The sequence below is a fragment of the Devosia elaeis genome (assembly GCF_001650025.1).
Taxonomy (GTDB): Bacteria; Pseudomonadota; Alphaproteobacteria; order Rhizobiales; family Devosiaceae; genus Devosia; species Devosia elaeis.
In genome coordinates this window covers 39,044-61,506 of the sequence record NZ_LVVY01000091.1, presented here as the reverse complement: position 1 = coordinate 61,506, position 22,463 = coordinate 39,044, and the positions used below count along the sequence as shown (strand labels likewise).

Genomic DNA, 22,463 nt, shown 5'->3' with positions numbered 1-22,463 from the left:
GTCCCTCCAATGGAAAAACTGGTCGTCATCGGTGCCGGCATGGCCTCGGGCCGCGCCCTCGAACATATCTTCGAGGAGGCCCCCGGCCGTTTCGACATCACCCTGTTCGGCGCCGAGCCGCGCGGCAATTACAACCGGCTCATGCTCTCGCCCGTCCTGGCCGGCGAGAAGGAATATGAGCAGATCATCACCCACGATAGTGCGTGGTACGAGGCCAATGGCGTCCATACCCGCTTCGGCGAAACCGTCACCGCCATAGACCGGCAGCGCAAAATCGTCATCTCCAGGAACGGAGAAACGTCCTATGACAAGCTGATCATCGCCACCGGCTCGGCGCCCTTCATCATCCCCCTGCCCGGCAAGGACCTGCCTGGCGTCATGGCGTTTCGCGATCTCGACGACGTCAATGCCATGGTCGCAGCCGCGAGACGTCCCAATGCCAAGGCCGTCATCATCGGCGGTGGATTGCTGGGTCTCGAAGCGGCGGCGGCCCTGCGTCTGCGCGGCATGGAGGTGGTGGTCCTCCACCTCACCGGCCATGTCATGGATCGTCAGCTCGATCCCGCCGCTGGTTACCTGCTCCAGCGCGAGCTCGAATCCCGCGGCATCAAGGTGCATTGCAAGGCCCAGACCAAGGCCATTCTCGGCCAGAACGCCGTCGAGGCCGTCGCTCTCGATGACGGCACGGTGTACGGCGCCGATATCGTCATCATGGCCGCCGGCATCCGCCCCGAAACCCGCATCGCCGTCGATGCCGGCCTGCATGTCGAGCGCGGCATCGTCGTCAACGACCAGATGGTCACATCCGACCCCGACATCTTTGCCCTGGGCGAATGCGTCGAGCACGAGAAAATCGTCTACGGCCTGGTCGCCCCGCTCTATGACCAGGCCAAGGTGCTGGCGAAAACACTCGCCAAAAATGACGCGGCCTTCCGCCCGGTGCAGACCGCGACGCAGCTCAAGGTGACGGGCGTTTCGGTCTATTCGGCGGGCGATTTCGCCGATGCCGAGGACCGCGAGGAAATCGTTTTGCGCGACGCTACATCGGGCATCTACAAGCGACTCGTACTCAAGGATGATCGCGTCATCGGCGCCGTGCTTTACGGCGAAACCGGGGACGGCCCGTGGTTCTTCGACATGATCCGCAAGGGCACTGACACGCGGGAGATGCGCGACACCCTGATTTTCGGCCAGGCCTATCAGGGAGGGGCCGCCCTGGACCCTATGGCGGCCGTTGCAGCCTTGCCGGATGATGCAGAAATCTGTGGCTGCAACGGCGTCTGCAAGGGAGCGATCACCGGCGCGATCCTCTCCAAAGGCCTCACCGATCTGGATGGTGTGCGCGCCCATTCCAAGGCCTCGGCCTCGTGCGGCTCCTGCACGCATCTGGTCGAAAAGCTCATGGCCATCACCTTGGGCGACAGCTACAACCCGGCCGCCGTCAAGCCGATGTGCCCCTGCACCGAGCACGACCACGGCACGGTCCGCCGCCTGATCGTGGCCAAGGGGCTGAAATCCATTCCTGCCGTCATGCAGGAACTGGAATGGAAAACGTCCTGCGGCTGCGCCAAATGCCGCCCGGCGCTCAACTACTATCTCGTTGCCGACTGGCCCGGCGAATACGAGGACGACAACCAGTCCCGCTTCATCAACGAGCGCGTCCACGCCAATATCCAGAAAGACGGCACCTATTCGGTGGTGCCGCGCATGTGGGGCGGCATGACCAATCCACGCGAATTGCGCGCCATCGCCGACGTGGCCGACAAGTTCGCCATTCCCGCCGTAAAAGTCACCGGCGGCCAGCGCATCGACCTGCTCGGGGTCAAGAAGGAGGACCTGCCCGGCGTCTGGGCCGATCTCAACGCCGCCGGCATGGTCTCGGGCGCCGCCTATGCCAAAGGTCTCCGCACCGTCAAAACCTGCGTCGGCTCGGACTGGTGCCGCTTCGGCACCCAGGATTCCACCGGCCTCGGCATCCGCATTGAAAAGTTCATGTGGGGTGCCTGGACACCGGCAAAACTGAAGCTCGCCGTCTCCGGCTGCCCGCGCAATTGCGCCGAAGCCACCTGCAAGGATATCGGCGTCATCTGCGTGGATTCGGGCTACGACATCCACTTCGCCGGTGCGGCCGGGCTGGACATCAAACCCACCGAACTGCTCGGCCACGCCAATAGCGAGGACGAAGCCCTCGAGATCATCACCGCCCTGACGCAGATGTATCGCGAACAGGGCCATTATCTCGAGCGCATCTACAAATGGGCCAGGCGCGTCGGCGTCGACACGATCAAGGCCGCCATCATCGAGGACCTCGACAAGCGCCGCCACTATGCCGAGCGCTTCGCCTATTCCCAGCAATTCGCCCAGGTTGATCCCTGGGAGGAGCGCGTCAACGGCAAGGACGCCCATGAATTCGCCGCCATGGCCGAATTCGGGCTTCCCGTGGCGGCGGAGTGATGCGGATGGAATCCCCCTCACCCGTCTCGGGCTTCGCCCGATCCACCCTCTCCCCGAGGGGGAGAGGAATAGAGGCGAATGTCGACCCGTTCTTCTCCCCCTCGGGGAGAAGGTGGCGCGCAGCGCCGGATGAGGGGGTCTTCCCTCACGCCAGGAGCCCCCAATGACCGACTGGATCGATATCGGCGCCATCAACGCCATTCCCCAGCGCGGCGCCCGCTGCGTCAATACCCCCAACGGCAAGATCGCCATTTTCCGCACGGCGGATGATCAGGTCTTCGCCATGGACAATCGCTGCCCCCACAAGGGCGGCCCGCTTTCCGAAGGCATCGTCCACGGCGCCTCGGTCACCTGCCCGCTGCACAATTGGGTCTTCGACCTATCGACCGGCACAGCGCAGGGCGCCGACGAAGGACAGGTGCGCACCTATCCCGTGCAGGTGATGGATGGGCGGATTCTGATCGCGCCGGACGTGCTGATGGAGGTGGCGGCAGAGTGATGGCGTTCCTTCTCCACATCGCACCCCTCACCCTGACCCTCCCCCCGGAGGGGCGAGGGGACGATGGGCGAACCTCCGGCGCTCCCATAGCCGCGATCTGGCTCCCTCGCCCCTCTGGGGAGAGGGCTGGGGTGAGGGGTCTTCAACAAAGCGCCTCCCCATGAAAACCACCCGCACCACCTGCCCCTATTGCGGTGTTGGCTGTGGTGTCCTTGCCACCCCGCAGCCCGATGGCAGCGTCACCATAGCCGGCGATCCCGATCATCCCGCCAATTTCGGCCGCCTCTGCTCCAAGGGCTCGGCTTTGGGCGAAACCCTTTCGCTCGATGGCCGCCTGCTGCACCCCGAAATCGCCGACAAACGAGTCACCTGGGACGAAGCGCTCGGCCACATCGCCGGCCGCTTCACCCGGATCATCGCCGAACACGGCCCCGATGCCGTCGCCATCTATGGCTCCGGCCAGCTCCTCACCGAGGATTATTACCTCGCCAACAAGCTGATGAAGGGCTTTGTCGGCACCGCCAATATCGACACCAATTCCCGCCTTTGCATGGCCTCGTCGGTCGCCGGTCACAAACGCGCCTTCGGCTCCGACACGGTTCCGGGCAATTACGAGGATCTCGAACAGGCCGATCTCATCGTGCTGGTCGGCTCGAACCTGGGCTGGTGCCATCCGGTGCTTTACCAGCGCATCGCCGCCGCCCGCGCCCAGCGCCCGGAGATGAAGATCGTCCTCATCGATCCGCGCCGCACCGTGACCAACGAGATTGCCGATCTGCATCTGCCCATCGGCCCCGATGGCGACAGCGCGCTGTTTGTCGGCCTCCTCGCCCATCTCGCGCAGACTGGCGCTACCGACCCCGCCTATATCGCCGCCCATACCAGCGGATTCGACGCTGCTCTACTCGCCGCCGAAGACTGGGACATCGCCCGCGTGGCCGCGGCGACCGGTCTCGCTCCCCTTGCCATTTCGCACTTCTACGATCTCTTTGCCCGCACCGAAAAGGTCGTCACTGTCTATTCCCAAGGCGTTAATCAATCGGCCGCCGGCAGCGACAAGGTCAATGCCATCATCAATTGCCATCTGGCCAGTGGCCGGATCGGCCGGCCGGGCATGGGCCCCTTTTCCGTCACCGGCCAGCCCAATGCCATGGGCGGGCGCGAGGTCGGTGGGCTCGCCAACATGCTGGCCGCCCATATGGATTTCACCCCCGAGGCCATCGACCGCGTCTCCCGCTTCTGGGATGCACCCAATATCGCGCGAAAGCCCGGCCTCAAGGCCGTCGATCTCTTCGCCGCCATGGCGCGCGGCGAAATCAAGGCCGTCTGGATCATGGCCACCAATCCGGTCGATTCCATGCCCGACGCCGATGCCGTGCGCGCCGCTCTGGCCGCCTGCCCCTTGGTGGTGGTGTCCGACATGAACCGGCATACCGATACGATGGACCTCGCCCATATCCGCCTGCCCGCCGCCGGCTGGGGCGAAAAGGACGGCACCGTCACCAATTCGGAACGCCGCATCTCGCGCCAACGCCCCTTCCTGCCGCTCCCCGGCGAGGCCCGCCCCGATTGGTGGATCATCAAGGAAGTCGCGCGCCGCATGGGGCATGCCAAGGCCTTCGACTATGAAACGCCGTCAGAGATTTTCGCCGAACACGTCGCGCTCTCGGCTTTCGACAATGACGGCAGCCGGGATTTCGATCTCTCCGGGCTGATCGATGCCGATTACGACACCCTCGCCCCTGTACAATGGCCTATCCGCACCAGGCCTGCCGCCCGCATGTTCGGCGATGGCCGTTTCTTCACGCCGGACCGCAAGGCGCGCTTCGTCGCCATCCAGCCCCCGCCGCCCTTCGCCCCCGCGCCGGGCGGTTTCATCCTCAATACCGGCCGGGTGCGCGATCACTGGCACACCATGACCCGCACCGGCAAGGCCGCGCGCCTCTCCGCGCACATGGCCGAGCCCTTCGTCGAAATCCATCCCGACGACGCCGCCCGGCTCGGCATCCGCCGCGCCAGCCTGGTGCGGCTGTCGAGCCGGCATGGCACTGCCCTGGTCCGCGCCCTCGTCACCGATCGCCAGCAGCGCGGCCAATTGTTCGCCCCCATGCATTGGACGGACCAATTCGCCAGTAATGGCCGCATCGACGCGCTCGTCCCCGGCAAGACCGATCCGGTTTCCGGCCAGCCGGCGCTGAAAATGGCGCAGGTCCATGCCGAGCCCGCCGCCATGCGGCTTCACGGCTATTTCGTCGCCGCCGAAAACCCGCGCCTCTCCAGTGAATACTGGGCCATCGCCCCGGCGCTGGGCGGCTGGCGTGGCGAGTTGGGTTTCACCGCCGAACCGGCGGATTGGCCTGCGTTTCTCGCCGTGACCTTCGGCACGGAGTCGCAATTTCAGTCCATCCGCGACGACCGCAATGGCCGCCGCGCCTTCGCGCTCATCGAAAATGGCCGCCTCGTCGCCGCGCTCTACACATCGCCTGATCCGGTCCTCGTCTCCCGCCAATGGGCCGCCGGCCTCCTCGCCGAAACCGGCCTCAGCGCCTCCATCGTTCTTGCCGGCCGCCCCGGCAGCGACCGGCCCGATGGCGGCGCCGTGGTCTGTTCGTGCTTTTCGGTGGGCATCAATACCATCGCCGATGCGGTCGCCCGCCAGGGCTGTTCCAGCGTCGAGGCCGTCGGCGCCGTCACTCGCGCCGGCACCAATTGCGGCTCCTGCCGCGCCGAAATCAGGAGCATTCTCGATGCGAACCGTCTCGCCGCAGCCGAATAGCCCAAGGATCGCCCCGCTCGCGGTGCTGCCGGTCTTCTTCGACCTGCGCGGCAAGCGCGTCGTCGTCATCGGCGGCTCGGAAGCGGCGGCATGGAAGACTGAATTGCTGGCCGCCGCGGGCGCACATGTCGATGTTTACGCGGAGGAGATTTGCGCGGAGCTGGCGGCTCTTGCGCCTCCCTCCCCCTTGAGGGGAGGGAACGAGGGTGGGGGTGCAGGCGCTCCCACACACATCGAATTCCTGGGCAGCCGCAGAACCTCCACCCCCAACCCCTCCCCTCAAGGGGGAGGGGAGCCTGGCATCACACTGCATTTGCGGCCTTGGAGTGCGGAAGATCTATCCAACACCGCCCTCGCCATAGCCGACCTCGAATCCGACGCCGAAGCCCGTGCCTTCATCGCCGCCGCCAGGGCCGCGTCCGTGCCCTATAACGTCATCGACCAGCCCGAATTCTGCCAGTTCCAGTTCGGCGCCATCGTCAATCGCTCGCCGCTCGTCGTCGGCATTTCCACCGCCGGGGCCGCGCCCATTCTCGGCCAGGCCGTGCGCCGGCGCATCGAGACGCTGCTGCCGCGATCGCTGGCGCTCTGGGCGCAACTGGCCGCCCGGCTGCGCGACAGGGTGATGGAAAATCTCGCGCCGGGCCCCCAGCGCCGCGTCTTCTGGGAGCGCCTGGCCGACAAGGCGTTCGGCGAGGCCCCGCCCGTCCGCGCCGACGAGGAAATCTCTCCCGTTACCGCAATGCCCTTGGGCCGCATCAGCCTGGTCGGCGCCGGCCCGGGCGCGCCGGACCTCCTCACCGTCAAGGCCGTTCGGGCCCTGCAATCGGCCGATATCATCCTCTTCGACGCGCGCGTTCCGGCCGCAATTCTCGAGCTTGCCCGGCGCGAGGCCCGGCGCCTGCCGGTCGCCGACGATGCTGTCGCGCAGATGGTTGCGCTCGCCCGCCAGGGCAAGCATGTCGTTCGCCTCAGGACCGGCGACGCGCTATCCGACACCGGCGGCGAGATGATCACCAGGCTCGAAGATGCGGGCATTGCCGTCAATATGGTCCCCGGCCTTCCCGCCGCCCGTCAGCGCAGCGACAGGACATGGCCGCGCCGGCAGCCGCTCACTTCATCCAGAACATCGGCGTCAAGTCCATCGAGACCGGCTCGTTCTGCGCATTGGTCGCCATGATATCGGCCATATGCGCCCACCAGCGCTGCATCACCTCTGTCCTGGGCAGGTCGGCCATCGTGTGGTCCACCCGCCGCCAGAGCACGCCGAACAGCGTATTGGTCTCCTCATCCAGGTGGATGGAATAATCCTTCACCCCGGCCTCGTGCAGCAGGTCCACCAGTTCGGGGAAGATTTCGTCATGGCGTTTTTTGTATTCCGCCGCCATGCCGGGATTGAGCCGCATCTTGAAGGCGTGCTTTTCGTAGCCCTGGTCGACAATCATGCCCGGCGTTCCTTGTACATGCGCCACAGGATCGGCAGCGCGATGACCACGATCAGCAGCGTGCCGGTAAAGATCGACATGACAATGCCCGGCACGTTGAGCAGGCCCAGCCCGAAGGTCACGAGGCCAATGATCAAGGCTGCCAGCACCACGCCGATGATCGAGCCGGCGCCGCCCAGGATCGAGACCCCGCCCAGCACCACCATGGTGATGACCTCGAGCTCGAAGCCCTGCGCGATGGAGGGACGGGTCGAGCCCAGCCGGGCCGTCAGCAACACGGCGGCGATGCCGCTCATCAGCCCGGTGAGGCAGAAAAGGACGAACTTGATGCGGTCCACGCGCACGCCGGAAAATTGCGCCGCCGTCGCATTATTGCCGATGGCGAAGACCCGGCGGCCGAAATTGGTGTGGTGCAGCAGCACGTAGAAAATCACTGCCGCCACAAGGAACAGCACCAGTTCGAAGGAAATCACCCACCAGACATAGCCCTGCCCGAACCAGGAAAAGCTCGCCGGATAGCCTTTGAAGCTCTGGTCGCCCAGGATGATGTAGGCAATGCCGCGAAACAGGCTCATCGTGCCGATCGTGACCACGATGGAGGGCAGCTTGAGCCCGGTCACGAGGAAGCCGTTGAAGGCGCCGCAGAGGATGCCGACGCCCACACCCACCGCCACCAGCATGGGCGTGTCCGCGCCATATTGCAGCGCCAGGCCCATCAGCGTCGAGGCCAGCGCGATGATCGAGGCCACCGAGAGGTCGATTTCACCGGTGATGATCACCAGCGCCATGGCCAGGGCGATCAGCGCCTTCTCGGTAAAATTGAAGGTGAGGTCGCTCAGGCTCCACGCATTGAGGAAATAGGGCGAGGCGAAGCTGTTGGCGATGAAAATGCCCAGCGCCACCAGCACGAGCAGGCTCTCCCAGCTCAGGGCGGCCGATTTCACCGGATTGTCGAGCCGGTCGGGCAGACGGCGGCCAGTCGTGATCATGTCGGTCATGGGCAAAAATCCGGGAGCCACAGGGCAGGCTTCCCTCCCCCTTGAGGGGAGGGATTGAGGGTGGGGGTTCGGGCGCCGAAAAATGCACTGGCGTTCGTGGAGAAGTCTGACCCCCCACCCCCGGCCCCTTCCCTCAAGGGGGAGGGGAGAAAAGCGTCCATTATCATCACGCCACCCCCTCCGCCTTTTTCAGGATCACCCGGCCCTTGCTCCGCTCGCCGCGCGCATTGAGCACCACGGCCAGCAGGATCGCGGCGCCGGAAATGGCCATCTGCCAGAAAGGCGAGACGCCGATGACCGGCAGGGCATTGTTGACGACGCCGAGGAACAGCGCGCCGAGCAATGCGCCTGCCACCGTGCCGATGCCCCCGGCAATGGAGACGCCGCCGATGACGCAGGCGGCGATGATGGTCAGTTCATAGCCGCTGGCCACTTCCACCGAGGCGATGACGTAGCGGGAAATCCAGAGATAGCCGCAAAGCCCGGAAATCGCCCCGGAAATGACGAAGGCGAGGAATTTGGTCCGCCCCACATTGATGCCGGTATAGACCGAGGCCGTGGGATTGACGCCGATGGCGTAAAAGCTCCGGCCGGCCGGCGTGCGCGTCATCAGCACATAGAACAGAGCCGCGACGACGATGGCGAACCAGGTCAGGACCGGCAGGCCGACAAAGCTGCCGCGCTGCAGGGCAATGAAATCCGGGCTCATCTGCGCCGCATTGACCCAGGCGCCGCCGGAAATGACGAAGACCAGCCCGCGGAAAATGGTGAGCGTGCCCAAAGTCACGACGATAGGCGGAATATCGAGCTTCCAGACCAGCATGCCGTTGAAGCCGCCCAGAGCCGCGCCGACCAGAACGCAGCCGGCGATCAGGAGCGGAATGGGGATCATGGGGAAGGCCGCATTGACCATGGCGACGATCATGCCGGTCAGCGCCAGGTTGGAGGCCATGGACAGATCGATCGAGCGCGTCAGGATCACCACCATCTGCCCCAAAGCCAGCATCATCAGGATGGAGGTGTCGTTGAGGATGGTCAGCAGGTTTCCCGGCTGGGAAAAGCGCGGAAAGCGCAGCGTCACCAGAATGACCACCGCCACGATGGCCAAAGCCAGCCAGATTTCACGATTTTTCAGCACGCTTTTCATGCCGCCTCGTCCTCGACGATCCCCGCGGCCAGGCGCACCAGCGTCTCGGGTTTAAGGTCTTTGTTGTCCAATATGTCCACCACCAGCCCTTCGCGCATGACCACGATGCGGTCGCTCATGCCCAGCACTTCGGGCAGTTCGGAGGAGACCATGATGACCGAGAGCCCCTGCGCCACGAGTTCCCCCATGAATTCATGCACGGCTGCCTTGGAGCCGATATCGATACCCTTGGTCGGCTCGTCGAGGATGATGACCTTGGGCAAGGTGGCCAGCCATTTGGCGATCACCACCTTCTGCTGGTTGCCGCCCGACAGCGTCGAGACATTCTGGCTCAGCGAGGAGGCGCGCAGGTCCAGCCGCTCGGTATAGGTCCGCGCCAGCGCAAATTCCTCGGCCATGCGCAGAAAGCCGGAGCGGCTGGTTTTATTGAGGCTCGGCAGCGAGACATTCTTGAAGATCGGCTCGCCCGTGATGACGCCCTGCTTGCCACGTTCCTCGGGCACATAGACGATGCCCGCTTCCACCGCATCGGCCGGTGAGCGCGGGGCAATGGTCCGGCCGTCCAGCACCATGACGCCGCCCGAAGGCTTGGTCATGCCGAACACGGCCTGCATCACCTCGGAGCGCCCGGCGCCGACCAGCCCGTAAAAGCCCAGGATTTCGCCCTTCTTCACGGCGAAGGCGACGTCGTCGAATTCGGTGGGATGGCTGAGCCCTTGCACGTCCAGCACAACGTCGCCGATCGCGGCCTCGCGCGCGGGGAAGATATGGTCCACCGAGCGCCCCACCATCAGCCGGACGATTTCGGCTTGCGGCGTATCCTTGATGAACCCCTTGCCCACCATTTCCCCGTCGCGGAACACGGTATAGCGGTCGGCGATACGATAGATTTCGTCGAATTTGTGCGAGATGAAGAGGATGGCCTTGCCGTCCTGCTTGAGCAGGTCGACCAGCACGTAAAGCTCTTCGATTTCCTTCTGGCTCAAGGCCGCCGTCGGCTCGTCCATGATGACGACCTGCGCATCCACCGACAGCGCCCGCGCCACGGCGACCAGGTGCTTCTTGGCGATGCCCAATTCCTTGAGCGGCATGCCCGCATCGATGCCTGCCGCCATGGAATCAAGCGTTTCCTGCGCCTCGCGCCGCATCGTGCCCCAATCGATCAGCCCCAGCCGATTGCGCGGCGCATGCCCGAGATAGATGTTCTCGGCGACGCTCAATTCGTCGAACAAGACCGTTTCCTGGTGGATGGCGGTAATGCCGGCCTGGGAAGCCGAAATGGCCGTCGGCAGGCTCACCACCTGGCCATTGACGCGGATTTCCCCGCTATCGGACTGGTAGATGCCGGTCATGGTCTTCACCAGCGTCGACTTGCCCGCGCCATTCTCGCCGATCAGCGCCGTCACCGCGCCGGGATAGAGTTCCAGCGACACATCGCTAAGCGCCCGCACGCCGGGAAAGCTTTTCGATATGCCGGAAAGGGTGAGGATGGGCTCGGTCATGGGTTTGTGCTCGTTAATACCCCCACCCCTGTCCCCTCCCCCCTTGTGGGGAGGGGACAGGGGTGGGGGTTACCCCGGCGCCGAAGCGCCGGGATGGGAAAGATCAATAAATCTTCGAGAATTCCTCGATATTGGTCTTATCGAACTGGAACGGCGCGGCCATGGCGGCCGAGTTGGTGTCGTCCAGGGTCACTTCGCCCACCTTGCCGATGGAGAAGGTGGCGCCCGGTGCCGCTTCCTGCCCCTCGACCAGCGCATTGGCGAGGTAGACAGCCGAATAGCCGAGATCGATCGGGTTCCACAGCGCCACGGCCTGCGAAGCGCCATTGTCGATGAACTGCTTGAACTCGGACGGCAGGGCCAGGCCGGTGACGTTGATCTGGCCGATGAGGTTCTGGTCGGTCACCACCTGGGCGGCGGCAACGACACCGACCGTGGTCGGGGCGATGATGGCCTTGAGGTCGGGGTAAGCGGCGATCAGGCCGCGCGCTTCTTCGGTGGATTTCACCGAATCGTCATCGCCATAGACGGTGGCGACGAGGTTGATATTGGGGAACTTCTCGGGGATCGCGGCCTTGGCGGCCTCGATCCAGGCATTCTGGTTGGTCGCGGTCGAGGCGGCCGAGAGAATGGCCACGTCACCCCCTTCGGGCAGGTAATCGGCGGCGAGCTTGATGATGGTTTCGCCGATCAGGTCGATGTCCGACGGGTTGAGGTGGATCTGGCGGCCTTCGGGCGCGACGCCCGAATCCCAGGAGATGACCTTGATGCCGCGGTCCATGGCGCGCTGCAGGGCCGGCACCAGGGCGTCGGGATCGTTGGCGGAGATGGCGATGGCATCCACCTGCTGGGCGATCAGCGAATTGACGACTTCGATCTGCGCTTCGGCGGTGGCCGCGGTCGGGCCGGTATAGATCAGCTCGACATCGCCCAGCTCGGCGGCGGCTTCCTCAGCGCCCTTGGCGGCGGCGTCGAAAAAGCCGTTGCCGAGCGATTTCACGACCAGCGCGATACGGGTCTGGGCGGCGGCCGGCGCGGCCATCAGCACGGCGGCGGTTGCCGTTGCAGCAAGCAGTGTCCAGAGTTTCATATGAATTCCTCCCGGGAATGATCTGGTTATCGTCATTGAATGCTCAGGCCGTTTTCGTTTCTGGCTCGGCCTGAGCGGCCGCATCCGCCACGATGAGTCGCACGCCTGCGTTTTCCAGCATCTGGCGGTCCTCGTCGCGGATACCGCTATCGGTGATGACAGCGGCAATTCGGTCCAGCCCGCAGAGAATGAGGCTGGAGCGTCCCGAAAATTTCGATGAATCGGCGAGGACGACGAGTTCGTCTGCCTGTCCGATCAGCGCCAGCTCCGATTGCACGACCATGGGGTCGGCCTCCATCAGGCCATGGGCGCCGATGCCCTGGCAGCCGATGAACATGCGCTTGGCGTAAAAATGGCTCGCCACCACGCCGCCGAAGGGCGAGAGGATGACGTTCTGCTCGCGATAGATCGTACCGCCGGGAATGACGACCGAATTGCGCGAATTGTGAATGAGGAATTCGGCGATGGCGAAGCTGTTGGTGAAGACGCTCAGCCGTTTGCCCAGAAGGTGATGCACCATCTGATAGGTGGTGGTGCCGCCATTGATGATGATCGGCTCGCCGTCATTGCACATCTCGGCGGCAGCACGGGCGATTGCCCGCTTTTGCGCGATATTGATCGTTTCGTTGACCGAGAAGGGCCGCCCCATCAATCCGCCCTGTTCCGGCGGATTGATCGCCTCGGCGCCGCCGCGCACCCGCCGCAGCTTGCCCTGCACATGCAGCGCCGCAATGTCCCGACGAATAGTGGCTTCGGACGAGCTGGTCACGTCGCAAAGCTCCGCCACGGTCACCACGGGGCGACTTTGTGCGGCTGCCAATATGACGCGATGACGTTCCGTTTCGTGCAAGGCCGATCCTCCCTGATTGCATTCGTTCCCATCAAACTCATGCAGAGTCAATCATCATTCCGCATGTTTCTGTCATATTCGAGCATGAATGACGAAACATGACTGTTTCTGATTGACACTATCGGAGTGGTATGGCCATGTCCGGACCGAACTTGCGTGCGGGCAAAGCCAGGAATGGTCCCCATACCCGAAGTCACCCGGCGCCGGCCGGGATGACGCCCGTGGATGGGGACGGCTCCTGAGACCGCCGAAACTACAGGAGGAAATCCATGTCCACCGCGCCCAAGCGCCTCGCCAATTTGTGGGATGATGCCAAGGCCGCGTCTATGAGCGAGCCGGAGCGCCTCGTCTATCGCTCCAACCTGCTCGGCAGCGACAAGCGCGTCACCAATTACGGTGGCGGCAACACCTCCTCCAAGATCATGCAGCAAGACCCGCTGACGGGCGAAATGGTCGAGGTTCTCTGGGTCAAGGGCTCGGGCGGCGACAATGCCTCGATCAAGCTCGATGGTTTCGCCACGCTCTACATGGACAAGCTGCGGGCGCTGAAGGGCCTCTATCGCGGCGTCGAATTCGAAGACGAGGTGGTGGGCTACCTCCCCCACGCCACGTTCAATCTCAATCCCCGCGCCTCCTCCATCGATACCCCGCTCCATGCCTATGTGAACCGGCCCTATGTCGATCACATGCATCCCGACGCGATCATCGCCATCGCGGCCTCGAAGAATTCCAAGGAGCTGACCCGGCAGATTTTTGGCGATGTGATCGGCTGGCTCCCCTGGAAGAAGCCAGGCTTCGAGCTGGGCCTGTGGCTGGAAAAATTCTGCCTCGAAAACCCCGAGGCCAAGGGCGTCGTGCTCGAGTCCCATGGCCTCTTCACCTGGGGCGACACGCCCAAAGAGTGCTACGAAACCACCATCGCCATCATCAACCAGGCCATGGACTGGTTCGAGAAGGAGACCGAGGGCAAGACGATCTTCGGCGGAAAAAAAGTCGATAGCCTGCCCGCCGAGGAACGCCGCGCCGTTGCAGCCCGCCTGATGCCCAAGATTCGCGGGTTCATCTCCGAAGACAGCCACAAGCTCGGCCATTTCGATGACAGCGCCGCCGTGCTCGAATTCGTCAATTCCAACGATCTGCGGCCGCTGGCGGCCCTGGGCACGTCCTGCCCCGACCATTTCCTGCGCACCAAGATCCGCCCGCTGGTGATCGACTTCGATCCGGCCAAGCCGGACGTCGATGCCGTCATTGCCGGTCTCGACCAGCAGATTGCCGATTACCGCGCCGATTACGCGGCCTATTACGAGCGCTGCCGCCACGACAATTCGCCCGCCATCCGCGATCCCAATGCCGTGGTCTATCTCATCCCCGGCGTCGGCATGATCACCTTCGCCAAGGACAAGGCTACCGCCCGCATTTCCGGCGAGTTCTATGTCAACGCCATCAACGTGATGCGCGGCGCTTCGACCGTGTCCGAATATCAGGGGCTGCCCGAGCAGGAAGCCTTCGACATCGAATATTGGCTGCTCGAAGAAGCCAAGCTCCAGCGCATGCCGAAGCCGAAATCGCTCGCGGGCAAGATCGCCCTCGTCACCGGCGGCGCCGGCGGCATCGGCAAGGCAACGGCCGTCCGCCTGCTGCGCGAAGGCGCCTGCGTCGTCCTGGCCGATATCGATCAGGCCGCGCTCGACGCCGCCAATGAAGAACTTGGCTCCGCCTTCGGCAAGGATTTCGTCCGCCCGGTCAATATCAACGTCACCAGGGAAGACCAGGTCATTTCCGGCTTCGCCCATGCCGTGGTGGAATTCGGCGGCCTCGACATCCTGGTCTCCAATGCAGGCCTCGCATCCTCGGCCCCCATCGAGGAAACGACGCTGGAGCTCTGGAACAAGAACATGGATATCCTGTCCACGGGCTATTTCCTGGTTTCCCGCGAGGCCTTCCGCCTGTTCCGCCAGCAGAAGATCGGCGGCAATGTCGTCTTCGTGGCCTCCAAGAACGGCCTCGCCGCCTCGCCCAATGCCGCCGCCTATTGTACCGCCAAGGCCGCCGAAATCCACCTCGCGCGCTGCCTGGCCCTCGAAGGCGCCGCCGAGCAGATCCGCGTCAACACCGTCAATCCCGACGCGGTGCTGCGCGGCTCCAAGATCTGGGCCGGCGAATGGCTCGAGCAGCGCGCCTCAACCTACAAGACCGACAAGGATGGCCTCGAGGAAATGTACCGCGAGCGCTCCATGCTCAAGCGGAGCGTCTTCCCCGAAGACATCGCCGAGGCCATCTATTTCTTCGCGTCGGACGCTTCGGCCAAGTCCACCGGCAACATCCTCAACGTCGATGCGGGCAACGCCCAGTCGTTTCCGCGGTAATTAATTGGGGAAGAGCCCCCTCATCCGCCCTTCGGGCACCTTCTCCCACAAGGGGAGAAGGAAGGCACTTAGCCTCCCCGAACGCGGAGCCCCCCCTCGCCCCTTGTGGGAGAGGGTGGATCGGCCGAAGGCCGAGACGGGTGAGGGGTATCTTCGGGAGAAAACAATGACCGAACACATCATCGACCCATCCATCATCGCCGCCGAGAACGCCAGGCTCTCAACCGACCTTCGCAACGACTATGACAGCCTCGGCGAACGCCTCGACCGACGCGGCATTGCCATCGACGCCATCAAGGAAAAGGTCGCGAATTTCTCCGTCGCCGTGCCCTCCTGGGGCGTCGGCACCGGCGGCACCCGTTTTGCCCGCTTCCCGGGCAAGGGCGAGCCGCGCGACATCTTCGACAAGATCGAGGATTGCGCCGTCATCGCCCAGCTGACCCGGGCGACGCGTACCGTCTCCCTCCACATTCCCTGGGACAAGGCCGATCCGAACCGGCTGAAGCAGGCCGCCAGCCGTTTCAATCTCGGCTTCGACGCCATGAATTCCAATACCTTCTCGGACGCCAAGGGGCAGATCCAGTCCTACAAGTTCGGCTCGCTCTCGGCCTATGACAAGGCCACCCGCGACCAGGCGATCGAGCATAATCTGGAATGCATCGAGATCGGCAAAACCATCGGCTCCAAGGCCCTCACCGTTTGGATCGGCGACGGCTCCAACTTCCCCGGCCAGGTCAATTTCACATCGCAATTCGAGCATTATCTCGACTCGATGAAATCGATCCACGCCGCCCTGCCCGATGACTGGCGGCTCTATACCGAGCACAAGATGTACGAGCCGGCCTTCTATTCGACCGTCGTGCAGGATTGGGGCACCAATTACCTGATCGCCAAGGAACTGGGCGACAAGGCCTTCTGCCTCGTCGATCTCGGCCACCATGCGCCCAATGTGAACATTGAAATGATCGTCGCCCGCCTCGCTCAGTTCGGCAAGCTTGGCGGCTTCCACTTCAATGACAGCAAATATGGCGACGACGATCTCGACGCCGGCTCCATCGATCCGTTCCGTCTCTTCCTCGTCTTCAACGAGCTGGTAGACGCCGAAAGCCGCGACGCCGATTTCCACCCCGCGCACATGCTCGACCAGTCACACAACGTCACCGACCCCATCGAGTCGCTGATGCTCTCCGCGGCCGATGTGCAGCGAGCCTATGCCCAGGCCCTGCTGGTCGATCGGAATTCACTCGTCGCGGCGCAGAACGCCAATGATGCGCTGGCCGCAGCGCTCGAACTGCGCAAGGCCTTCCGCACCGATGTGGAGCCCATTCTGGCCATGGCCCGGCTGGAACAGGGCGGCGCCATCGACCCGCTCGCCGCCTATCGTGCCGCCGGCTACCGCGCCAAGGTCGCCGAAATCCGCCCGGAAATCGCGGCCGGGTCGAGCGGCATCGTCTAGCTTTCCAAGGCACCTCCCCGCCGCGGAAACAAGGGCCCGGAACACGTCTCCGGGCCCTTTGCCTTGTTCAGGATTCGGCGCGCATGAAAGCCGTCGCCTCCAGCATCCAGTCGCGGAACCTCTTGATCTTAGGCACGTTTCGGCGGCTTTCCGCATAGGCCAGGTAATAGCCCCGCCCGGCATTGGCCAGCAGCGGAAAGGGCCGGATCAACTGGTCCGCGGCAATCTCGTCATGGAACAGCGCCGGCGTCAGCATGGTCGCCCCGCGCCCCGCAATGGCGGCCGCGCCGAGCAGGCTCTGCAGGTTCATCACGCTTTTGGGCCGCCCCTCCCCCGAAAAGCCCGGCACCCCCGCCGCGCTGAACCACATGCCCCACCATTCATCCTGCGGATCGAGCATCGGCAGCTTGAGAAGGTCCGCCGGCTCCCTGATCCCGCCAATGCTTTCCGCCAGCGCGGGGCTTAGAAGCGGGGTGAAGTCCGCCTTGACCAGCAGGTGGTATACCAGCCCCTTCCCTCGCGGCTCCGCCAGCGTGCGGATCCCGATATCGAAGGCGTCACCGCTCAGATCGACCATGTCGCTGGTGCTGTCGAGCCGCACGGCAATATCGGGATGCGCGATCTGGAACAGGCCGAGATTCTTGGCCAGCCATTGGCTGGCAAAGGTGGGCACGGTGGAGATCGAGAGCAGGCTGTCGACTTCCCCCTTGGTATCGGCAAAGGCCTCACGCATGAGCTCGAAGGCCTGGCGGATTTGCGGCGCCAGCTTGCGGCCGGTTTCGCTCAATTCCACCTGCCTGGGCCGGCGCACGAAGAGCGGGGCGGCAATGCGCTCCTCCAGCAGCTTGATCTGATAGCTCACCGCCGCCTGCGTCATGCCCAATTCGTCGGCGGCGCGGGTGAAGCTCAAATGGCGCGCCACGGCTTCGAAGGCTCTTATGGCGGCCATGGGCGGCAACGACATGGATAAAATCTCCTTATGCGTACTTGCCGAGCTTTAGTTGGTATCCGGCCAGAGTGAGGCGCATATTCCAGGCGTTGTCAATCGCATGAGAGCGCTGGCCATAAGGCCAGCGAATGCAAAATGCTTGGTTTTCTCGCTTTTCTCCTGCCCCTGCCCGCGGCCCGCAATGGCGGCGGAGAGGAGCAGGTCGGCCAGCGCCGCCGGCGCGCCCTTCAGGCGCTGCGCCTGTCGCCGCATCTCTTGCAGGATGTCGGCATGGAAGCCGCGCACAATCCCGCCGACGATCCGCGCTGGATACAGCGCAAGGACCTCGAGCGCTGAGGCTTGCCGTTTGCCGCCATTGGCCTAAAACAGGGCCATGTCCAAGACGACTCCCGCCACGCAGGCCCTGGCGAAGGCCGGCCTGGCCTTCACGCTCGCCACCTATGACTACGATCCCAATGCGGAGCGCGTGGGATTGCAGGCGGCCGAGGCCATGGGCGCTTCGCCCGGCGAAGTGTTCAAGACCTTGATGGCCGAACTCGACGGCAAGCCCGTCTGCGCCATCCTGCCTTCCGACGAGGAGGTGAACATGAAAAAGCTCGCCGCGGCCCTGGGTGGCAAATCCGCCCAGATGATGAAGCCCGTCGATGCCGAACGCCTGACCGGCTACAAGGTCGGCGGCATCAGCCCCCTGGGCCAGCGCAAGCCGGTCCCCACCGCGCTCGACGAACTGGCCATGCTCTACGACGAGATTTTTCTCAATGGCGGCCAGCGCGGCCTGCAAATCCGCATCCGGCCGGCCGACCTCGTCACGGCGCTGGACTGCGTCGTCGCGGATCTCGTGCGTTAGAGCGGTTCGGGCGAGGCAGCATCCCCACCCACAAATCGTCACCCTCGGGCTTGACCCGAGGATGACGATCCGGATTGGTTCCGAAGCCCCTAGAAACGACAAAAGGCGCCCTGGAGGACGCCTTCGTCGGACAGTTCAGCTATGCGTTTGGCTTAGCCGATATAGGTGCCGCGAGCGATCGACTTGATGTCGCCCTTGGTGATGCCCAGGTCGTGCAGCTGACGGCTGTCGAGGCTGTTCAGCTCGCGCAGGGTGCGCTGGTAACGGGCAAAGTCGGCAATCTTCTTGGCGATGTTCATTTTGGTTCCCCTTCGTTTTGATGACCCTTATCTAGATCATTGGGGTCGTGATTAGTAGGTAGCCAAACTGCACATCCGTTATGCACTACATGCATTCGAAAGAGGCATAAGGTTCATGAAACCTTGCCAGTCCTGCCGATGAACGCGCCGGACCCGCCCACCCTTGAGAGCTTTCATGCCATTGATATTTAAATGAAATTCTTGCCGAACGGCACGATTATGGCGTATTTTTGATTTTTGACCATCCGGTCAACAGCCATGCATCTGCGGCGTTGCTCTTCAGGTGCAAAGCCGCCCGTTGCGCAGCGTCAGCACCCGATCCACCACGCCCTCCGGCAGGGCGGCATGGGTCACCATGATGATGGTACGCTCCGCCGCCGCTGCCGCGAGAACGCCGAAAAAGGCCAGTTCCGTGGCGCGGTCCAGCGCGTCACTGGGCTCATCGAGCAGCAGCACCGGCGCCCGGCTGACCAGCGCCCGGGCTAGGCAAAGCCGCCGGGCCTGGCCCGCCGAAAGCGTACGGCCGGCCTCGCCGACAATGCTGTCGAGCCCCTTGGGCAGCGCGGCAATATGCGCATCCAATTGCGCCTCCGCCAGGGCGGCCCAGAGATCGGCATCGCTGGCGTCGGGCCGCCCGATCAGCAGGTTGTTGCGGATCGTATCGATGAAGACCGGACTGTCCTGGCTCAGCAGCGCCATATGCGCATGGATATCGGCGCTGCGGAATTGCTCGAGCCCGATCCCGCCAATGCCGATCGCGCCATCCTGCGGCTCGGCCAGGCGCAGCAGCAGCCGCAGCAGGGTCGACTTGCCGCTGCCGCTCGGGCCGGCAATGGCGATACGCTCGCCCGGTGCGATTGTCAGTGAAAATCCCGAGAGCACGGGCGGTAGGCCCGGATAGGCGAAGCTGACCTCCTCGAACGCAATGGCGCCATCTTCGGGGATGTCGCGCGGCTTTGCCGGTTCGGCCACCGGCGGGGCCAGGGCCGCCAGCGCATTGAGGCGTTCGGCGGCGGCCATGGCGGCGCCGGCCTTGCCGACGCTGCGCACGATCATGCCGGTCACCTCGAAGCTGCCGAGCACGGCCAGCAGCAATCCGGCCATGACGGGGCCTTCGACATGCCCCGCATCCACGGCCAGGAGCCCCATCCACAAGGTGCTGATCAGGGCCAAGGCGGCCAGCATTTGCACCATGGCCGCGGCGCCGGCCGTATAGGCGCCGAGGCGACGGCGCAGGGACGCAGCGATGGCGCTGGCCGCCTCGAACCGGCGCGCCGCCGTGCCCAGCGCGCCCAGGGCCGTGAGGTCGGCGTGCCCGATGGCGCCGTCGAGCACGGCCATGCGCATATCGGCCTGGGCCGCGACGCTGGCCCGCCCCGCCGACCGGCTGAGCCAGACGAGGCCGATCGGCACCAGTAAGGCGGCACCCAGCATTGCCAGGCCATAGGCCAGCGCCGCCCCGGGCAGGAAGAAGCCGAGCAGCGCCGTCATGCCGCCGCCCACCAGCAGGGCCGCCATCCAGGGGCCGACGGCCACGAGGAAGGCAGTGTCGAGCGCGTCTACATCGGCCGTCAGCCGGCTCACCAGGTCGCCATGGCGCAGCGAGCGGTCGGGCAGCGGCAATTTCGGAAACAGCAGCGCAAAGAGCCAGCCACGCAGGTCCGAAAGCAGCTTCAGCGTGGCATTGTGGCCCACCAGTCGCTCGCCATAGCGCGCCAGGATGCGGATGAAGGAAAAGCCGCGCACCAGCGAGGACGGCACGAAGAGGTTGAAGCCCAGCCCCAGCGTGGTCAGCGCCGTCGCGGTGATGAACCAGCCCGAGGTTCCCAGCAGCGCCACGCCGGCCAGCAGGGTTACCAGCGACAGCAGCAGCGCCAACCCGAAGGCGCGGCCGCGCTGGCGGAACAGGGGGAGAAAAGCCAGCAGCGCCTTCATGCGACACCCCGCTTGCGCCGATGATGCGGCGCCTCGACCAGCCCGTGCCCGGCAATGCGCCAGGCCTTGTCGAGGCGATTGGCGAGATTGTGCGAATGGGTGGCGATGACCAGCGTGCGGCCGGCGCAATAATCGAGCACCTTGCCGATGATTTCGTCCTCGAGCGCGGGATCGAGATGCGCCGTGGGCTCGTCGAGCAGGACCAGGCCGGCATCGCGCAGGAACATCCGCGCCAGCGCCACGCGCTGCGCCTGCCCGCCGGACAGCCCGATCCCATCCTCGCCGATCAGCGTATCCAGCCCCTCGGGCAGGGCCGCGGCAAAGCCGCCGATAGCGGCGCCTTCCGCCGCCCGCTCGATATCGTGGCGGCTGGCATCGGGCCGGGCCAGCGCGATATTGTCGGCAATACTGGCATGGATCAGCCGGGGCTTCTGCGTCAGCATGAAGACCCGGCCGCGCAATTCCGCCGCGCTCCATTCGGCCAGCGGCCGGCCATCAAGGCTGATGCCGCTTTCCGGCGGGCGCAGGCCGGCAATGGTTTCGAGAAGGCTGGTCTTGCCCGAGCCACTGCTGCCCAGAATGGCCACGTGCTGCCCCGGCGCGATGGTCAGGTCCGCTTCGTCCAGCACGGCACGCATGCGGTCCGGCGTGCGCAGAATGAGCTTGTCGAGCACGATGCCGATGGCCGGGCCGGAGCGCGGCGCGATATCGACCGGTGCCGATCCGGCTTCGGGAATGGCGCCCAATTGCCGCTCGATCTCGACGAGGCCCGCCTTGGCCGTGGCCCGGTCATGGTAATGAGAGGCGAGCAAGCGCAGCGGATTGTAGATTTCAGGCGCCATGAGCAGCAGGAACATGCCCACATGCAGCGTCAGCGGGCTGGCGCGCAGATGCAGATAGTCGATGAAGGTCAGGCCGACATAGAGCGCGATGCCGGCGACGCCCAGCGCCGCGAAGAATTCCAGCACCGCCGAGGACAGGAAGGCGATGCGCAAGACCTTGAGCGTGCGTTTGCGCAAGGCCTCGCTGGCGGCGACGATGCCGGCGGTTTCCGCCTCGGCGCGCCCGAACAACTTTAGTGTCAGCAGGCCTTTGAGCCGGTCGGCGAAGCGGCCCGAGAGGTGGCTGAGCGCTCGCGCCTGGCGGTCCGTGGCGATCTGCGCGCCCCAGCCGACCAGGGCCATGAAGATGGGAATGAGCGGCGCGGTGACCAGAAACAGCACGCCCGCCACCCAATCCAGCGGCAGGATGATGGCGCCGAATATCAGGGGCAGCAGCGCGGCCTGCAGCGCGGCGGGCAGATAGCGCGCGAAATAGCCGTCCAGCGCCTCCACCTGGTCGACGATGGCGGCCGCGGCAAGCCCGGACGAGGCCTTGTCCGCATCGCGCGGCGAGCGCGCCAACAGATTCTGGAACAAGGCCTGGCGCAGATGCTGCTTGATGCGTTCCGCGGCGGCTATGCCGGCCTGTTCGCCCAGGGCGCCCAGCCCGGCGCGGATGGCGAGCAGGGCCAGGATGAGCCCGACGGAAGGCAGCAGCAAAGCTGGCGCCTCCCCGCTCTCGATGGCCCGGCCGAGCACATCGGCCAGCGTCCAGGCCTGCCAGACGAGAAGTCCGCCGCCGGCCAGCGGCAGCAGCAGCGCCACCCACAGGGCGACCCCGCCATGGCGTTGCAGCCGGCTCAGCAGCTTGCCGGCCTGGCGATCGGCATCCTTCGGTGTGGCAGGCGTCCTGTTCATGGTCGGACCACCCTAGCGGCAGGTCAGCCAGGCTGTCTTGATCTGAATCAAGGCGTTCAACACCCTGCATAATTATGAGGGGACAAGGGCGACCCGATTCCGGCCGCCGCA

18 protein-coding genes are annotated in these 22,463 nt (G+C 64.7%); 8 read left to right on the top strand and 10 right to left on the bottom strand.

Features of this window, described 5'->3' with window-relative positions:
* Nucleotides 1-9 precede the first annotated feature (9 nt).
* From nirB to A3840_RS12060, 4 genes are all read left to right on the top strand, one after another.
* On the top strand, nucleotides 10-2,454 hold the full coding sequence (gene nirB / locus A3840_RS12075) for a nitrite reductase large subunit NirB (RefSeq protein ID WP_067456890.1): 2,445 nt from the start codon (nucleotides 10-12) through the stop codon (nucleotides 2,452-2,454).
* Between the two features lie 163 nt (nucleotides 2,455-2,617).
* Nucleotides 2,618-2,953: a nitrite reductase small subunit NirD gene (gene nirD / locus A3840_RS12070; RefSeq protein ID WP_067456887.1), complete on the top strand. Its 336-nt coding sequence runs from the start codon at nucleotides 2,618-2,620 to the stop codon at nucleotides 2,951-2,953.
* Between the two features lie 160 nt (nucleotides 2,954-3,113).
* Nucleotides 3,114-5,729 (top strand): nitrate reductase, encoded by a 2,616-nt coding sequence (locus A3840_RS12065; RefSeq protein ID WP_067456885.1) that lies wholly within the window; start codon nucleotides 3,114-3,116, stop codon nucleotides 5,727-5,729.
* Nucleotides 5,701-6,909 carry a siroheme synthase family protein gene (locus A3840_RS12060; protein WP_082903853.1) on the top strand — a complete coding sequence of 403 codons (1,209 nt, stop codon included), beginning with the start codon at nucleotides 5,701-5,703 and terminating at the stop codon, nucleotides 6,907-6,909. The genes A3840_RS12065 and A3840_RS12060 overlap by 29 nt, the downstream gene beginning before the upstream one ends.
* On the opposite strand, the gene rhaM is transcribed toward A3840_RS12060, so the two are convergent.
* The 6 genes from rhaM to A3840_RS12030 form a co-directional block, all read right to left on the bottom strand.
* Nucleotides 6,842-7,174: an L-rhamnose mutarotase gene (gene rhaM / locus A3840_RS12055; protein ID WP_067456879.1), complete on the bottom strand. Its 333-nt coding sequence runs from the start codon at nucleotides 7,172-7,174 to the stop codon at nucleotides 6,842-6,844. The genes A3840_RS12060 and rhaM overlap by 68 nt on opposite strands.
* A complete protein-coding gene (locus A3840_RS12050) occupies nucleotides 7,171-8,172 on the bottom strand; it encodes an ABC transporter permease (protein ID WP_067456876.1) in 1,002 nt (333 codons plus the stop codon). Before A3840_RS12050 ends, rhaM begins: the two co-directional genes overlap by 4 nt.
* A gap of 166 nt (nucleotides 8,173-8,338) precedes the next feature.
* Complete coding sequence (locus A3840_RS12045; RefSeq protein WP_067456873.1) at nucleotides 8,339-9,319, bottom strand: ABC transporter permease; 981 nt, start codon at nucleotides 9,317-9,319, stop codon at nucleotides 8,339-8,341.
* Nucleotides 9,316-10,821 (bottom strand): sugar ABC transporter ATP-binding protein, encoded by a 1,506-nt coding sequence (locus tag A3840_RS12040; protein ID WP_067456870.1) that lies wholly within the window; start codon nucleotides 10,819-10,821, stop codon nucleotides 9,316-9,318. The genes A3840_RS12045 and A3840_RS12040 overlap by 4 nt, the downstream gene beginning before the upstream one ends.
* 103 nt (nucleotides 10,822-10,924) lie before the next feature.
* The gene (gene rhaS / locus A3840_RS12035) at nucleotides 10,925-11,863 is read right to left on the bottom strand and encodes a rhamnose ABC transporter substrate-binding protein (protein ID WP_425388849.1); all 939 of its coding nucleotides are present in this window, start codon (nucleotides 11,861-11,863) and stop codon (nucleotides 10,925-10,927) included.
* A gap of 91 nt (nucleotides 11,864-11,954) precedes the next feature.
* Nucleotides 11,955-12,761 carry a DeoR/GlpR family DNA-binding transcription regulator gene (locus tag A3840_RS12030; protein ID WP_067456863.1) on the bottom strand — a complete coding sequence of 269 codons (807 nt, stop codon included), beginning with the start codon at nucleotides 12,759-12,761 and terminating at the stop codon, nucleotides 11,955-11,957.
* Nucleotides 12,762-13,030: 269 nt separating this feature from the next.
* Between A3840_RS12030 and A3840_RS12025 the strand changes: the two genes are divergently transcribed.
* Together A3840_RS12025 and rhaI are read left to right on the top strand one after the other, a co-directional pair.
* Nucleotides 13,031-15,127 carry a bifunctional rhamnulose-1-phosphate aldolase/short-chain dehydrogenase gene (locus tag A3840_RS12025; protein ID WP_067456861.1) on the top strand — a complete coding sequence of 699 codons (2,097 nt, stop codon included), beginning with the start codon at nucleotides 13,031-13,033 and terminating at the stop codon, nucleotides 15,125-15,127.
* Nucleotides 15,128-15,293: 166 nt separating this feature from the next.
* Complete coding sequence (gene rhaI, locus A3840_RS12020; RefSeq protein ID WP_067456858.1) at nucleotides 15,294-16,583, top strand: L-rhamnose catabolism isomerase; 1,290 nt, start codon at nucleotides 15,294-15,296, stop codon at nucleotides 16,581-16,583.
* A gap of 67 nt (nucleotides 16,584-16,650) precedes the next feature.
* On the opposite strand, the gene A3840_RS12015 is transcribed toward rhaI, so the two are convergent.
* Complete coding sequence (locus tag A3840_RS12015; protein WP_067456855.1) at nucleotides 16,651-17,547, bottom strand: LysR substrate-binding domain-containing protein; 897 nt, start codon at nucleotides 17,545-17,547, stop codon at nucleotides 16,651-16,653.
* A gap of 120 nt (nucleotides 17,548-17,667) precedes the next feature.
* Between A3840_RS12015 and A3840_RS12010 the strand changes: the two genes are divergently transcribed.
* Both A3840_RS12010 and ybaK read left to right on the top strand, forming a co-directional pair.
* A complete protein-coding gene (locus tag A3840_RS12010) occupies nucleotides 17,668-17,868 on the top strand; it encodes a hypothetical protein (RefSeq protein WP_067456852.1) in 201 nt (66 codons plus the stop codon).
* Between the two features lie 37 nt (nucleotides 17,869-17,905).
* A complete protein-coding gene (gene ybaK / locus A3840_RS12005) occupies nucleotides 17,906-18,379 on the top strand; it encodes a Cys-tRNA(Pro) deacylase (RefSeq protein ID WP_067456849.1) in 474 nt (157 codons plus the stop codon).
* A 152-nt stretch (nucleotides 18,380-18,531) separates the two neighbouring features.
* Here the strand turns inward: ybaK and A3840_RS19085 are convergent, their stop codons facing one another.
* The 3 genes from A3840_RS19085 to cydD form a co-directional block, all read right to left on the bottom strand.
* Nucleotides 18,532-18,678 (bottom strand): DUF1127 domain-containing protein, encoded by a 147-nt coding sequence (locus tag A3840_RS19085; RefSeq protein ID WP_082903852.1) that lies wholly within the window; start codon nucleotides 18,676-18,678, stop codon nucleotides 18,532-18,534.
* Nucleotides 18,679-18,957: 279 nt separating this feature from the next.
* Nucleotides 18,958-20,613, bottom strand: a complete 1,656-nt coding sequence (gene cydC, locus A3840_RS12000; protein WP_067456846.1) for a thiol reductant ABC exporter subunit CydC — start codon at nucleotides 20,611-20,613, stop codon at nucleotides 18,958-18,960.
* Complete coding sequence (gene cydD / locus A3840_RS11995; RefSeq protein ID WP_067456843.1) at nucleotides 20,610-22,352, bottom strand: thiol reductant ABC exporter subunit CydD; 1,743 nt, start codon at nucleotides 22,350-22,352, stop codon at nucleotides 20,610-20,612. The genes cydC and cydD overlap by 4 nt, the downstream gene beginning before the upstream one ends.
* Between the last annotated feature and the right edge of the window lie 111 nt (nucleotides 22,353-22,463).

Excerpts from the sequence above, each read along its gene's own strand:
- A3840_RS12015 (WP_067456855.1), bottom strand. The coding sequence starts at position 17,547 with ATGTCGTTGCCGCCCATGGCCGCCATAAGAGCCTTCGAAGCCGTGGCG.
- A3840_RS12040 (WP_067456870.1), bottom strand. The coding sequence starts at position 10,821 with ATGACCGAGCCCATCCTCACCCTTTCCGGCATATCGAAAAGCTTTCCC.
- A3840_RS12025 (WP_067456861.1), top strand. The coding sequence starts at position 13,031 with ATGTCCACCGCGCCCAAGCGCCTCGCCAATTTGTGGGATGATGCCAAG.
- A3840_RS19085 (WP_082903852.1), bottom strand. The coding sequence starts at position 18,678 with ATGAACATCGCCAAGAAGATTGCCGACTTTGCCCGTTACCAGCGCACC.
- cydC (WP_067456846.1), bottom strand. The coding sequence starts at position 20,613 with ATGAAGGCGCTGCTGGCTTTTCTCCCCCTGTTCCGCCAGCGCGGCCGC.
- rhaM (WP_067456879.1), bottom strand. The coding sequence starts at position 7,174 with ATGATTGTCGACCAGGGCTACGAAAAGCACGCCTTCAAGATGCGGCTC.
- nirB (WP_067456890.1), top strand. The coding sequence starts at position 10 with ATGGAAAAACTGGTCGTCATCGGTGCCGGCATGGCCTCGGGCCGCGCC.
- cydD (WP_067456843.1), bottom strand. The coding sequence starts at position 22,352 with ATGAACAGGACGCCTGCCACACCGAAGGATGCCGATCGCCAGGCCGGC.
- nirD (WP_067456887.1), top strand. The coding sequence starts at position 2,618 with ATGACCGACTGGATCGATATCGGCGCCATCAACGCCATTCCCCAGCGC.
- rhaI (WP_067456858.1), top strand. The coding sequence starts at position 15,294 with ATGACCGAACACATCATCGACCCATCCATCATCGCCGCCGAGAACGCC.
- rhaS (WP_425388849.1), bottom strand. The coding sequence starts at position 11,863 with ATGGCCGCGCCGGCCGCCGCCCAGACCCGTATCGCGCTGGTCGTGAAA.
- A3840_RS12045 (WP_067456873.1), bottom strand. The coding sequence starts at position 9,319 with ATGAAAAGCGTGCTGAAAAATCGTGAAATCTGGCTGGCTTTGGCCATC.
- A3840_RS12060 (WP_082903853.1), top strand. The coding sequence starts at position 5,701 with ATGCGAACCGTCTCGCCGCAGCCGAATAGCCCAAGGATCGCCCCGCTC.
- ybaK (WP_067456849.1), top strand. The coding sequence starts at position 17,906 with ATGTCCAAGACGACTCCCGCCACGCAGGCCCTGGCGAAGGCCGGCCTG.
- A3840_RS12065 (WP_067456885.1), top strand. The coding sequence starts at position 3,114 with ATGAAAACCACCCGCACCACCTGCCCCTATTGCGGTGTTGGCTGTGGT.
- A3840_RS12010 (WP_067456852.1), top strand. The coding sequence starts at position 17,668 with ATGCTTGGTTTTCTCGCTTTTCTCCTGCCCCTGCCCGCGGCCCGCAAT.
- A3840_RS12050 (WP_067456876.1), bottom strand. The coding sequence starts at position 8,172 with ATGACCGACATGATCACGACTGGCCGCCGTCTGCCCGACCGGCTCGAC.